Origin of the sequence: Ectobacillus soli, from assembly GCF_042610425.1 — a bacterium.
In the GTDB taxonomy this organism is placed as follows: Bacteria; Bacillota; Bacilli; order Bacillales; family Bacillaceae_G; genus Ectobacillus.
Window position 1 is genome coordinate 1486602 of the sequence record NZ_JBGJZM010000001.1, and the last position, 13436, is coordinate 1500037.

Annotated in this window: 12 protein-coding genes and 1 other annotated feature; of the genes, 3 read left to right on the forward strand and 9 right to left on the reverse strand. The window is 40.2% G+C overall.

Going from position 1 to position 13436, the window contains the following annotated elements; translation table 11 throughout:
• Window positions 1-101: 101 nt before the first annotated feature.
• The 8 genes from leuD to ilvD form a co-directional block, all read right to left on the reverse strand.
• Entirely contained in the window at window positions 102-668 is a 567-nt protein-coding gene (gene leuD, locus ACAN53_RS07770) for a 3-isopropylmalate dehydratase small subunit (RefSeq protein ID WP_379968703.1), read from the reverse strand.
• Window positions 646-2040 carry a 3-isopropylmalate dehydratase large subunit gene (gene leuC / locus ACAN53_RS07775; protein ID WP_379968705.1) on the reverse strand — a complete coding sequence of 465 codons (1395 nt, stop codon included), beginning with the start codon at window positions 2038-2040 and terminating at the stop codon, window positions 646-648. The genes leuD and leuC overlap by 23 nt, the downstream gene beginning before the upstream one ends.
• Window positions 2037-3110 (reverse strand): 3-isopropylmalate dehydrogenase, encoded by a 1074-nt coding sequence (gene leuB, locus ACAN53_RS07780; protein WP_379968708.1) that lies wholly within the window; start codon window positions 3108-3110, stop codon window positions 2037-2039. Before leuB ends, leuC begins: the two co-directional genes overlap by 4 nt.
• 10 nt (window positions 3111-3120) lie before the next feature.
• Entirely contained in the window at window positions 3121-4641 is a 1521-nt protein-coding gene (locus ACAN53_RS07785) for a 2-isopropylmalate synthase (RefSeq protein ID WP_379968710.1), read from the reverse strand.
• 3 nt (window positions 4642-4644) lie between these two features.
• A complete protein-coding gene (gene ilvC, locus ACAN53_RS07790; protein ID WP_379968713.1) occupies window positions 4645-5652 on the reverse strand; it encodes a ketol-acid reductoisomerase in 1008 nt (335 codons plus the stop codon).
• A 19-nt stretch (window positions 5653-5671) separates the two neighbouring features.
• Window positions 5672-6187, reverse strand: a complete 516-nt coding sequence (gene ilvN, locus ACAN53_RS07795; RefSeq protein ID WP_379968715.1) for an acetolactate synthase small subunit — start codon at window positions 6185-6187, stop codon at window positions 5672-5674.
• Entirely contained in the window at window positions 6184-7875 is a 1692-nt protein-coding gene (ilvB, locus tag ACAN53_RS07800; protein WP_379968717.1) for an acetolactate synthase large subunit, read from the reverse strand. The genes ilvN and ilvB overlap by 4 nt, the downstream gene beginning before the upstream one ends.
• A 78-nt stretch (window positions 7876-7953) precedes the next feature.
• Window positions 7954-8180, reverse strand: a binding site (T-box leader).
• Entirely contained in the window at window positions 8176-9843 is a 1668-nt protein-coding gene (ilvD, locus tag ACAN53_RS07805; RefSeq protein ID WP_379968719.1) for a dihydroxy-acid dehydratase, read from the reverse strand. (Overlaps the previous feature by 5 nt.)
• Before the next feature lie 595 nt (window positions 9844-10438).
• Here ilvD and ACAN53_RS07810 point away from each other — a divergent pair.
• Both ACAN53_RS07810 and ACAN53_RS07815 read left to right on the forward strand, forming a co-directional pair.
• A complete protein-coding gene (locus ACAN53_RS07810) occupies window positions 10439-10678 on the forward strand; it encodes a DUF3911 family protein (protein WP_379968721.1) in 240 nt (79 codons plus the stop codon).
• A gap of 859 nt (window positions 10679-11537) precedes the next feature.
• Window positions 11538-12182 (forward strand): C39 family peptidase, encoded by a 645-nt coding sequence (locus ACAN53_RS07815; RefSeq protein WP_379968723.1) that lies wholly within the window; start codon window positions 11538-11540, stop codon window positions 12180-12182.
• 75 nt (window positions 12183-12257) lie between these two features.
• On the opposite strand, the gene ytfJ is transcribed toward ACAN53_RS07815, so the two are convergent.
• Window positions 12258-12704, reverse strand: a complete 447-nt coding sequence (gene ytfJ, locus ACAN53_RS07820; protein WP_379968725.1) for a GerW family sporulation protein — start codon at window positions 12702-12704, stop codon at window positions 12258-12260.
• Window positions 12705-12867: 163 nt separating this feature from the next.
• Here ytfJ and ACAN53_RS07825 point away from each other — a divergent pair, with 163 nt between their 5' ends.
• Window positions 12868-13209, forward strand: a complete 342-nt coding sequence (locus tag ACAN53_RS07825) for an imidazole glycerol phosphate synthase (RefSeq protein WP_379968727.1) — start codon at window positions 12868-12870, stop codon at window positions 13207-13209.
• Window positions 13210-13436: the final 227 nt, after the last annotated feature.

The window sequence follows — 13436 nt, forward strand, 5'->3', positions numbered from 1 at the left end:
AAATTCCAAAATAACTATGCCATTTATATCCATCTTATGACAACATGGGAAATTCATAGAAAAACCTTCAATTCTATTGCAAATTGAAGGTTTTTCCCTACCTATGCACGCTGTTCGAAGCTTGAGATTTCCTTTTCGTATCTAAGGGTTACTGCAATGTCATCAAGTCCAAGAAGTAATTTTTCCTTCCAAACCGGTTCGATGTCAAATGTATAAGTTTCAGTTTTCATTTGAATCGTTTGTTTCTCTAAATCAACGATAATTTCTTCATCTGATTTGAGATTGCTAAGGGCATTTCGTTCCTTTTCACCGAGTACAAGAGGAAGAATACCATTTTTCGTACAGTTCATATAAAAAATATCAGCAAAGCTTCCAGCTATAATAACTCGGAACCCATAATCATCAAGTGCCCACGGTGCATGCTCACGAGATGAGCCACAGCCAAAGTTATCACCCGCGACTAGTATAGTAGCCGATTTTCTTACATTTAACGGGAAATTTGGGTTATCACTACGATCATCATTATAGCGCCACTCATCAAAAAGAAATTGTCCGAATCCCGTGCGCTCAATACGCTTCAAATATTGCTTCGGTATAATTTGATCCGTATCGATATTATCACTCATAAGAGCTACAACCGTTCCTTTATGCGTATGAAATGGCTTCACGGTACTCCTCCTTTCGAATATCTACAAATGTTCCGTAAATTGCAGCTGCTGCTGCCATTGCAGGGCTTACAAGATGGGTACGTGCTCCTTTTCCTTGTCGCCCTTCAAAGTTACGATTCGATGTAGAAGCACAGTGCTCACCACTTGGTACTTGATCTGGATTCATTCCCAGACACATAGAACAACCGGCTTCGCGCCATTCAAATCCAGCATCTGTGAAAATTTTGTCCAAGCCTTTTTCCATAGCTTGCAAACGTACTTGCTTTGATCCTGGTACAACAAGAGCTCGCACACCGTCTTTTACTTTTCTTCCCTTTATGAAAGCGGCTGCTTCTTCTAAGTCAGATAAGCGTGAATTTGTGCATGATCCAATAAACACATGTTGCACTGGTATACTATTTGCAGTTTCACCTGGCTTCAAATCCATATAATCGTATGCGCGTTCCAAATTGTTATCTGTAATTTCAGGGAACGCCTGATCAATGCTAACACCCATGCCAGGATTTGTTCCCCACGTTACATACGGTGCAAGAGAAGCGACATCCACTGTCACCTGACGATCGAACGTTGCGCCTTCTTCTGTATATAACGTTTTCCAATTAGCTACGGCCTCATCAAAGTTAGTTGGCGTATACGGACGTCCTTCCATATAGGCAAATGTCGTCTCATCAGGAGCAATAAGACCTGCTTTGGCACCGCCTTCAATGGCCATGTTACAAATCGTCATTCTTTCTTCCATTGACAGATGCTTGATGGCATCTCCGTAGAACTCAATAACATGACCTGTACCCATGGAAACACCGTACGTTGCTAGTAAATGTAGAATAATATCTTTTGCATACACACCTTGTGACAAACGACCTTTAAGCTCTACACCCATTGATTTCGGTTTCTTTTGCCAAAGTGTTTGCGTAGCAAGGACATGCTCGACTTCACTTGTGCCGATACCAAATGCAAGTGCTCCAAATGCACCATGGGTAGAAGTATGGCTATCGCCGCACACAATCGTTTTTCCAGGCTGCGTTAACCCAAGCTCTGGTCCAATAACATGAACGATTCCTTGACGATCATCATCCATATCTGCAAGTGTGATACCAAATTCTTCACAATTTGCACGAAGCGTATCCATTTGTTTTTTTGCAATTACATCCGTAATGTTCCAAACATCTTTCGTTGGCACATTATGATCCATTGTTGCAAAGGTACGATCAGGTCTACGAACCGGACGACCTGCAAGTCGAAGTCCTTCAAACGCTTGCGGAGATGTAACTTCATGTACAAGATGAAGATCAATGTAGATTAAATCTGTACCATTGTCTGAGCTTGCAACTACATGGCGATCCCACAATTTATCAAATAGTGTTTTCTTCATGCTTTCCCTCTCCCCACTAAAACTTGTTCTTCAATTGTTTGAATAATAAGATTCGTGAACGAAGTCGTTGTTTCCTTACCACCTAGGTCTGCTGTGAAGTTACCAGTACCTAATACAGAAGAAATAGCATTTGTAATGGCACTTGCCTCATTGGTTAATCCAAATGACTGCTCAAGAAGCATGGATAGCGAACGAAGCATGGCTATCGGATTCGCAATATTTTTCCCTGCAATGTCGGGAGCTGAACCATGAACAGGCTCGTATAAAGATGGACCATCTTGTGAATGACTTGCAGATGGTAGCATACCAAGCGAACCAGTTAGTACCGATGCTTCATCGCTCAAAATGTCCCCAAACATATTTTCCGTTACTAAGACATCAAATTTGCCTGGGTTGCGAATCATTTCCATAGAGGCGGCATCAACATACAGATGCTCAAGCTTTACATCTTCATAGCGTCCTGCGATTTCTAGTGCAATTTCTCGCCAAAGCTTGCTTGTTTCAAGAACATTTGCTTTATCTACACTCGTTACTTTTTTACTTCTCGTTCTTGCTAGCTTAAACGCATACTCAATAATTCTTTCAATTTCTTTTCTTGTATAAGAAAGCGTATCGGTTGCCTTCTCGGCATCACGTTCCTTCGGAAGAGCGAAATACAAACCACCTGTTAATTCGCGAACAACTACGAATTGTACATCTTTCGCACGATCTTCCTTAAGCGGAGACAAGTAGGCAAGAGAGTTTTCCACCTCTACCGGTCGCACATTAGCAAATACACCAAGCCCTTTGCGAAGAGCAAGTAATCCTTTTTCAGGACGTTCTGTTACATGATCCCACTTTGGGCCACCAACAGCTGCAAGTAATATAGCATCACTTGTTAAGCATGCTGTAAGAGTTCGAGCCGGAAGCGGTTGCCCATATTCGTCAATCGCAGCTCCCCCAAACGCTTCATCCTGCAATTCAAAATGATGTCCATACAGCCGTTCGATTACCTGCAATACTTTTTTTGCACTGTCCATTACTTCTGGACCGATGCCATCACCTGCTAAACAAACGATTCTCTTCTCCATTCGTATCACCTCACCGTTTTACTGCTGACAATCGGATAAGCTTACCTGCCGCATGTACATAGGCTCTTGCGGAAGCTTCCAGAACATCAAACGCAACACCGAACCCAGATAAAGTTTTCACACCATCGCTTAGTTCGACATTTACATGTGCTAACGCATCCTGTCCTTGCGTAATTGATTGTATACGATAGTCTACTAGATTAAATTCTCTTCCTATAATTCGGTCTATTGCATGATAGATAGCCTCAATACTACCTGCACCTGTTGCTGCGTCCTCTACTGTGTTACCTTGCTCATCTACGAGAACGACAGTTGCTGATTGCGTACCATTCGAATTAAAATGTACTTGTAAATCTTTGACTTCGTATGGTTGATCAAGAAGCGCTTTTTCCCCTAAAACAAGGGCATGTAAATCTGCTTCTGTCACTTCTTTTTTACGATCGGCAAGTTGTTTAAAAGCTTTGAATGCTCGGTCGCGCTCTTCATCTGTCAGTTCATAGCCAAGCTCAATCATTCGATCTGTAAAGGCATGACGTCCAGAGTGCTTTCCTAACACAAGTTTATTTTGTTCTTCCCCAACAAGCTCAGGTGAAATAATTTCATAAGTAGAGGCTTCCTTTAACACACCATCTTGATGAATTCCAGACTCATGTGCAAATGCATTTGCTCCAACAACAGCCTTATTTTTCGGAATAATCATTCCTGTTAATCGACTGACAAGTGAGCTGGTCGCTTTAATTTCCTTCAACTGCAAAGAGCTTGCAGCTTGGTAGTGATCTTGACGAATGTGAAGGGCAACAGCAACTTCTTCCAAAGCTGCATTTCCTGCACGTTCCCCTATTCCGTTGATTGTTCCTTCTACTTGGCCAATTCCACTTTCAATTGCCGCTAGTGAATTTGCTGTTGCCATCCCTAAATCGTCATGACAGTGGCAAGAGAAAATTGCTTGTTCAAAAGACGGAACATGTTGTTTTAAGTATTGGAACAAAGCATAGTATTCCTGCGGATTCGTGTATCCAACGGTATCAGGGATGTTAATTACACTCGCTCCGCAGCGAATAGCCAACTCGGATGCTTCTGCAAGAAAAGCGTAATCCGTTCTCGTTGCATCCTCAGCTGAAAATTGAACAACTGGAAACAAAGATTTTGCTAATACCACCGATTGTTTAATTGAATCCAGTACCTGCTCTCTCGTCATACGAAGCTTATATTTCATATGAATATCACTTGTAGCGATAAACACGTGCAAGCGAGGTTGCGCCGCATCCTTCAACGCATCAAAGGCAGTCTTGATATCGCTTTCTTTTGCACGAGCAAGACTCATAACAGATGCATTTTTTACAAGCTTTGCAATATCACGTACAGATTTGAAATCACCGTCGGAAGCGGCTGCAAAGCCGGCTTCCATGACGTTGATTCCTAATTTTTCTAACTGACGTGCGATTTGCAATTTTTCTTGCGGATTCAAGTTTACGCCGGCTGATTGTTCCCCGTCTCGAAGCGTCGTATCCATGAATTGAATTTGTCTCATTGATTATGCCTCCACTTTAGTACGTGGTTTTACAAACGGCATCATTTCGCGAAGCTTACTTCCAACTGTTTCAAGTTGATGATTCTTTTCATCTTCCACAAATTTATTAAAGTTTGGACGGCCTGATTTATGTTCATTAATCCAACCATGTGCAAACGTACCATCTTGAATGTCAGTCAAAACATCCTTCATTGCTTTCTTAGATTCAGCTGTTACTACACGTGGTCCAGAAACATAATCGCCCCATTGTGCTGTGTCTGAGATAGAGTAATGCATGTTAGCAATACCACCTTCATACATCAAATCTACGATTAGTTTAAGTTCATGGAACGTTTCAAAGTAAGCAAGTTCCGGTTGGTATCCTGCTTCCACAAGCGTTTCAAAACCAGCCTTAACAAGAGCAGTAACCCCGCCGCAAAGAACAGCTTGTTCGCCGAATAGATCCGTTTCTGTTTCTTCTTGGAATGTTGTTTGAAGAACCCCAGCGCGAGTTGCACCGATGCCATCTGCATAAGACAATGCTTTTTCAGTTGCAGTTCCAGTAGCATCTTGGTATACAGCAAACAATGCTGGAACAGCTCCGCCTTCTACAAATGTACGACGTACAAGATGTCCTGGACCTTTAGGAGCTACTAGGAATACATCTACATCCGCTGGAGGTGTGATTTGTTTAAAGTGAATGTTAAATCCGTGTGCAAATACAAGAGAATTTCCAGCTTCTAAATTTGCGGCGATTTCTGCTTCATATACTTCTGGTTGAAGTTCATCTGGAAGAAGGATCATAACAACTTCTGCTTCTTTAGCAGCTTCTGCTACTGTTTTTACAGAAAATCCGTCTTCTTTCGCTTTATTAAATGATTTTCCAGCACGAACTCCGACTACTACATCGAATCCGTTATCGCGTAGATTTTGCGCATGTGCATGACCTTGAGAACCGTAACCGATAATTGCAATTTTCTTACCTTCTAATACGTTGTTTTTAATGGAATCCTTGTAATATACTTTTGTCATTTTCTTTTCCCCCTAATTTTTAATGGATAATAAGTGTTTGTTGTTTTTCTTGCTTCTTCATACTGCGTGTAAATGCGGTAACGCCAGTACGAGCAATTTCTTTGAGCCCGTACGGACGGAGCAATTCAATTAAAGCTTCTACCTTATCCGACGTTCCAGTTACTTGTACGACGACAGAATCTTTACCTACGTCGATAACTGATGCACGAAAAGGTTCGATTAAGCTGTAAATCTCAGTGCGAGTTGCCTGTGTAGTCGACACTTTAATTAGTGCGAGCTCACGAGCAATCATCGCTTCATCTGTAATATCAGATACCTTAATAACATCAATTTGTTTATGGAGATTTTTGATGAGCTGCTCCACTTCCTGTAGATTTTCTACATGAACAACAAATGTCATACGTGAAATCGTAGATACCTCGGTATGGCCGACTGAAATACTTTCAATGTTATATTGCCTTCTGGACATAACACCCGTAATCCGATTCAAAACGCCACTTTGATTTCGTACGGTTGCTGTAACAATGCGTTTCATCCTTCCACCCCTTCCATCTGATGAATACCTTTACCAGGTGCAATCATTGGCATTACGATTTCAGATTGTAATACCCGGCAGTCAATTACAACAGGTCCATCAAAAGCAATAGCCTCTTCCAATTGTTGCTTCGCAGTAGCAGGATCAGTGATTCTTACTCCCTTAATTCCATAAGCCCCTGCTAATGCAACAAAGTCGGGTTGACAGGAAAGCAATGAATGTGAATAACGTTCATTGTAGAATGATTCTTGCCATTGGCGAACCATACCAAGTGCCTCGTTGTTTAAAATAAACACTTTAATTGGCAACTGATGCTGCTTTAATACACTTAGTTCTTGCAGCGTCATTTGAAAACCAGCATCGCCAACTACCGCAACGACTAACTCATTTGGTTTTGCAAATTGTGCACCAATCGCAGCTGGTAAGCCAAAGCCCATCGTACCTAGTCCTCCGGATGTTACCCATTTGTCCGGATACTTAAGGGGATAATATTGTGCTGCCCACATTTGATGCTGACCTACATCTGTTGCTATAATTGCATTTCCTTTTGTCACCTCGTATAGAAGCTCAATTGCAGTTTGCGGCTTTAATACATCGCCGCCTTTTTTATATTGCAATGGGTACTTTTCTTTACGAGCTTTTACTTCATTGATCCATTCTTCGTGATCCGTTTTTACGACTTCTTTTTCCAAAAGAGCTTGCAAGGCACGCTTTGCAGATGCCACAATTGGAATTTCCGTCGGTACATTTTTGCTTATTTCAGCAGGATCAATATCTATGTGAGCAACAACTGCATTTTGTGCGAAAAAGGCTAGGTTACCCGTTAATCGGTCATCAAATCTTGCTCCAATATTGATGAGAAGATCACATTCGTACAAAGCCATATTGGCTGCATACGTTCCGTGCATACCGCCCATTCCTAAAAATAAAGGATCTTGCGGCGAGAATGCGCCTAAGCCAAGTAAAGTATGCACAACTGGTATGTGATATAATCTTGCAAATTTCGTAAGTTCTTCAGAAGCTTGTGCGTGAAGAACTCCAGCACCTGCAAGAATGACAGGCTTTTTCGACTTTTTAATCGCTAATAGAAGCTTTGCTATTTGCTGACGATTCGGCTCATAATTTGGTTGATATCCAGGCAAATCCATTTCTACCTGGGCATTTGCAGTACCCTTATCTATTACCATATTTTTCGGTAAATCAATAACAACCGGACCTTTTCGTCCTGTAGATGCAATATGGAAGGCTTCTTTTATAATTCTTGGAAAATCAGATACTTTACGAACTTGATAATTATGTTTGGTTACTGGCATTGTTATTCCAATAACATCTGCCTCTTGGAATGCATCTGTTCCAATTACCTTGCTTGATACCTGTCCGGTAAATACTACAAGTGGAAGAGAATCAATCATCGCATCAGCCAATCCTGTAATGAGGTTAGTCGCTCCAGGTCCACTAGTTGCAATGACAACACCCGGTTTTCCTGTTACTCTTGCGTATCCTTCAGCTGCATGTATGGCTCCTTGTTCATGTCTCGTTAAAATGTGTGGAATATCGCAATCATACAAGGCGTCATATAAAGGTAAAACTGCCCCGCCCGGATAACCGAAAATAAGTTCTACACCTTCTTGTACCAACGAATTAATGAGAAGCTCTGCACCTGTTCGTTCCTTCGTTTGCGAAGACATGTTCTTCAAACCCCCAATTCATATTCATATTTATATACAAAAAAAACCATTCGCCAAAAGCCACAACAACGCTGTGACTAAAGGGGCGAATGATTTCGCGGTACCACCCTTCTTTACAAGAAGTTTACCTTCTTGCCTCAGAGACTCCTATGGAGCCGAGCCTATAACGCGGCTAACGTTTGAGCCTACCAATTTAGCCCAACACTCAGGGGCGATGTTCGCTGTCTTGAACCATCGGTTTCCACCAACCACCGACTCTCTGTGAGGCTTCAAGAACAACTACTCCTCCCCGTCATCGCTTTACACTTTTAAAATTCCACCTGTGTTTGCAGAAGTAACGAGTTTCGCATAACGTGCTAAATAGCCACGTTTTATTTTTGGTTCAGGTAATTTTATATTTTGCTTACGTTCTTCAAATTCTTCATCTGAGATATCCCAATGTAACGTACGATCCTTTAATGCAATTGTAATCGTATCGCCATCTTTCACATAAGCGATTGGTCCACCTTCAGCTGCTTCCGGCGAAATGTGACCAATTGCAATTCCTCTTGTTGCACCTGAGAAACGTCCATCGGTGATGAGCGCTACCTTCTTGCCAAGCCCTCTACCAACAATAGAAGACGTTGGTGCAAGCATTTCTGGCATCCCAGGTCCACCCTTTGGTCCTTCAAAGCGAATAACAACAATGTGTCCTTCTTTAACGAGACCTTTATCTATTGCTTCAACTGCTTCATCATGTGAGTTAAAGCAAATAGCTTTCCCAGTAAACGTTTCAATTGAAGGATCTACACCGCCTACTTTAATAACACCACCATCAGGAGCAAGGTTTCCAAATAATATAGATAATCCGCCGGTCTTTTTGTAAGGATTTTCTTTTCGATGGATTACTTCATCATTTGTAATCTCTGCATCTTGGACATTTTCTAGTAATGTTTTACCTGTAATCGTTATACGGTCTGCATGTATGGCTCCTGGTATCGAAGAAAGTTCTTTGATGATGGAAGAAACACCTCCAGCATTATGAACATCATGCATAGAATACAAGGATGCAGGACTAATTTTCGCAAGATACGGAACACGATTTGCTACTTCGTTGATGCGGCTTAGATTATATTCAATTCCTGCTTCGTTAGCAATGGCAAGCATGTGAAGGACTGTATTTGTTGAACCGCCCATCGCCATATCAAGTGCAAATGCATCATCAATTGCTTCTTTTGTAATAATGTCACGCGGTTTTACATCATTTTGTATTAATTCCATCAAATGAGATGCAGCTTTATAAATCAGTTCATGTCTTTCCTTGCTAGTTGCTAAAATGGTTCCATTGCCTGGCAGGGCAACACCAAGCATTTCCATAATGGTATTCATGGAGTTTGCTGTAAACATTCCTGAACATGAACCACATGTAGGGCAAGCCGCTTGTTCCATTTCTACAAGATCTTCTAAACTAATTTTTCCTGACTTGAGAGCTCCCACACCTTCGAAAACGGAAGCAAGTGATAATTGTTTGCCATTTTTCGACACTCCAGCTTCCATCGGTCCACCAGATACGAACACAGCAGGCACATTCGTACGAACAGCTGCCATAAGCATGCCTGGTGTAATTTTATCGCAGTTTGGTATGTAAAATACACCATCAAACCAATGCGCTTGAATGACCGTTTCAGCTGCATCCGCAATAATTTCACGGCTTGGAAGTGAATATCGCATTCCAACGTGTCCCATTGCAATACCATCATCAACACCAATTGTATTAAACTCAAAAGGTACACCGCCCGCTGCTCGAATGGCAGCCTTTGCTACATCTGCTAACTCACGCAAATGGATGTGCCCTGGTACTATGTCTATATAAGAATTACAAATCGCAATGAAAGGCTTGTTAAAGTCTTCCTCCTTAACCCCAGCTGCATGAACCAAACTGCGATGGGGAGCGCGATCAATTCCGTCTTTTATCATATTGCTTCGCAACGCGATCTCCTCCATTCTTCTATCGCATTAGGAATCTCTATGAGAATTGATGTAGCTAATTTATGCAAACAGATTATATGTTGTTTCTGGAAATAGACATTACTGCTCTATATGCACGTATGCCTAAAAATATACCATCAACCATCACCATATAAATATCCGTTATTATAAAAAGTAACCTTTACTTCATTCTCCTGAACGAAACTATATTTAAGTAGGTAAATTGCTCGTTCATTTTAAATCCCCAATGTCTTGTGCATTTATTTTTATTGTTTCTTAGTTTACGCTTCCTTTATGAATTAATCAAAACAATTTTTTTAATATTTTAAATATTATATACGAAGAATTAACTGAATTTATTGTAATATCAGTATTGTTAGCGCTTACATTTTAAATAAAATTTTTTTCGACATATTTCATTATCTCTTAAGAAGGACATTCTCCTATTTATTGCGAATATATATTGCCAATTTCTATTATTGTCGTATTTTGTCCTTCCCCTAATTTAAGAAAAGACATTTCGGTCGTAATGTGTTTGTATTTTTTCCCAATACTGTTTCTATATTCAAAAAGTTTTAAAAGGGAGATTAGAGAAATGGCAACTATTCAAATGAAAGATACCCCGGAAGAGGTTGGCAACGTGCTACAAATCTTTTATTTTCTACGTTCGAAAGGATTGTGTAGCTTTGGAAATTGTGAAGAACATCACGTCGAAAAATCAGAACATTCAGAACTGACAATCACTTCAGTTATATGGAATAAAGAGGCAACTACATCTGATACTGAGGATGTTCGTTTCGTTAGTTCCATGCTTACGGGTGTATACAATGATTAAATGACAAACAATTGAACACGTAAAAAAAGGGCTCTTTACTTAAAAAGAGACCTTTTTGCATTTGAATGAGAGGGTTAGTAACATGCTAATTCTACTTTTCAGATAAAAGCCCTACCTCTCTTTTATCCCTGCGGCTCCAATGACCGCTCCTGCTGCGCTGGCTTCATTTACTTAGCTTACGAACACAACTAGCATGAAGGTTGAGAAAGTTGTTGGCGTTCCTGACCCGATCTTTCCCAGCAGTTTCATTGTGTAATACATAGAGCATAACGAGTAACAGAATCAATAGTGCCAGCGTTCTTCCAAGTATAACTGAGACACAAATTTTATTATATAACATAAAAAACAAAAAAACAATGTATAATAAAGAATTTTTTTAATAACTACACACAATTCAATCCAAATTCCCACTTAAACATACTGTTTTTTATTTTTTACAATACTCTCCATTTCCTTCCATGTATATATGACGAAGGCACCGGTTAACAGAAATACGCCTATGGTAAATTTCTTTACGTTAATCATTTCCCTTCCTCCCATTCCACTTTTATCGTAGTTGTTTTACCTAATTTTTCCCAGTAACATGTGCTGCTATACATGTTACATTTTTGTGACATGTATATTTTTTTGTTTCCATTCTATCTATGACATAAAACAACAGAATTTGCAATAAATTGTATATACTATAATAGTGAGGTTCCTTGTTTCACCAGTATCATACCCATATTCAAAAGAAAAAAGTAAAAAAGGGGCGTGTAAAATTGTGTTAAGCTTGGTAAAACAACATAAATGGAAAGTAATTTTGTCTTTGCCGTTTTTTTCAGCTCTCTCCTACCTTGGTGCAAAAAAAGTTTATACTATGAAGAAACCAGCGCTTCTTCTTACTACACATATTTCACAAAATCCCGAACTCCCAAGGGGTTGTGAAGTAACTAGCTTAGCTATGTTGCTTTCATATGCCGGAATGAACGTCGACAAAATGGAGCTAGCAGCAAAAATTGTTAAGATTCCATTTGAACAAAAGGGCCTTCATGGCAATATGGAGGACGGGTTTGTTGGTGATATGTTTTCCTTCAGCCGTCCAGGCCTTGGCGTGTTTGCAGGTCCCATATTTAAGCTAGGGCTTCGGTATTTACCAAATCAGCTTGTTAATTTAACAGGAGGAGCACCTGAGGATATGTATGCTATGATTGATAATGGTTCCCCTGTCTGGACCATCATCAACGATACATATGCTTTATTACCTGAAGACCGTTTTGAAACTTGGTATACAAATGAAGGACCGATGCGAATTACATTTGCCCAACATAGTGTTTTGCTTGTTGGCTACAATTCCTTTTATGTTTACATACAGGACCCTCTTCATCCAACTCCAAACCATAAAATAAACCGCAGAGATTTCGAAAAAGCATGGATTCAAATGGGAAGACAAGCCATTAGTTATAAAAATATTTTATCGAACAAAGCAGAAGAGAAAGAAAAACCAAAGGTTACATCAATATAAACAAGATGATCACATAAAGGAATGGAGACACATATAATTGCGTCTCCATTCCTTTACAAATTAGGTTATTTCACTTTACCCGTTATGTGCGGTAGAACTCGCATTCCTTACTTTTTGTATAGATTGAATCGTCTTTGGTGCTGTTTCCATCACCTTTTCAATTAAATGCGTACTGCTTTGTAAATGCATCACTCGAACCCCTTTTTCACCTACCACTAGAAAAGCTACAGGACTTATGGACACGCCCGCTCCACTTCCTCCACCAAAGGGATACTCCGTTTCATTCTCCAACGTCTTTTCAACATTCGGATGAAACTTATTCCTTGGCCGTTTCAAGCTTAATGATCCTTCACCCTGAAAATCACTTCCTCCTGCTCCAAACCCAAAGGATACTTTCGATACAGTTAAAATTACACTCCCGTCCTGCGTTGATACAGGCTTCCCTATAATTGTATTTACATCTACCATAGCTTTCAAATTGTGCATCGTCGTTTTCATGAGATCTTCAATTGGATGTTGCATCAATCTAAGCCTCCTTCGTATCATCACTTCCTCCCTATCGTTTCCAATAGAAGTACAATCATACCAATTTTTTTCAGATAGTTTTTGAATTGAAAATGAGATATGCAGGTCATACTAGTTATAGCTCCTTTCATAGGAGCCAACAGAAAAGAGGGGGATTATTATGGCAGATAAAGATCACGATCATGACTTATTTCGCGATTCAGAAGATACAGAATATGCCGCTGAAGTTTCTCCTGTTCGTTTAAATCCCGAGCGAAAGGAAGTAGAACCTACTACAAGTGGTGCGGTGATTGGCTACACTGCGTTAGCACTTGCAGTATTGTCCTTCTTTACCTATCCGGCTATGTTTGGGATTATTGCTGTAATTCTCGGTTTTTTCGCCATGAGCCGGGATGCCAAAACAACAGGAAGACTAGCGATTATCATTGGCGGAATTGCCGCTATACTTGCAATCGTATTTCGCGTTGCAGTAATTAGTGCTATCCTATCGTTGCTGAGATAGAGATACGTTTTACACAAAACAAAAAACCAGGAATTTTTCCTGGTTTTTTTGTTCGTTTAAAATTATTCTGGGTTGTTAGCTTAATCCCTCCACCAGTTGACACACGACTGGCACCAATATACATAAGAATCAAAACCCAGAGGCTAATATTTGCGGTGGATATAATTGTATAAAACGATCATTAAACGTAGATTTCTTTCTCTTCCCCATACATGTATGAAACCCCT

Bases quoted from the DNA above. Each gene is read 5' to 3' on its own strand.
- leuC (WP_379968705.1), bottom strand. From the start codon at position 2,040: ATGAAGAAAACACTATTTGATAAATTGTGGGATCGCCATGTAGTTGCA.
- leuB (WP_379968708.1), bottom strand. From the start codon at position 3,110: ATGGAGAAGAGAATCGTTTGTTTAGCAGGTGATGGCATCGGTCCAGAA.
- ACAN53_RS07785 (WP_379968710.1), bottom strand. From the start codon at position 4,641: ATGAGACAAATTCAATTCATGGATACGACGCTTCGAGACGGGGAACAA.
- ilvC (WP_379968713.1), bottom strand. From the start codon at position 5,652: ATGACAAAAGTATATTACAAGGATTCCATTAAAAACAACGTATTAGAA.
- ilvN (WP_379968715.1), bottom strand. From the start codon at position 6,187: ATGAAACGCATTGTTACAGCAACCGTACGAAATCAAAGTGGCGTTTTG.
- ilvB (WP_379968717.1), bottom strand. From the start codon at position 7,875: ATGTCTTCGCAAACGAAGGAACGAACAGGTGCAGAGCTTCTCATTAAT.
- ACAN53_RS07810 (WP_379968721.1), top strand. From the start codon at position 10,439: ATGGCAACTATTCAAATGAAAGATACCCCGGAAGAGGTTGGCAACGTG.
- ACAN53_RS07815 (WP_379968723.1), top strand. From the start codon at position 11,538: ATGAAGAAACCAGCGCTTCTTCTTACTACACATATTTCACAAAATCCC.
- ytfJ (WP_379968725.1), bottom strand. From the start codon at position 12,704: ATGCAACATCCAATTGAAGATCTCATGAAAACGACGATGCACAATTTG.
- ACAN53_RS07825 (WP_379968727.1), top strand. From the start codon at position 12,868: ATGGCAGATAAAGATCACGATCATGACTTATTTCGCGATTCAGAAGAT.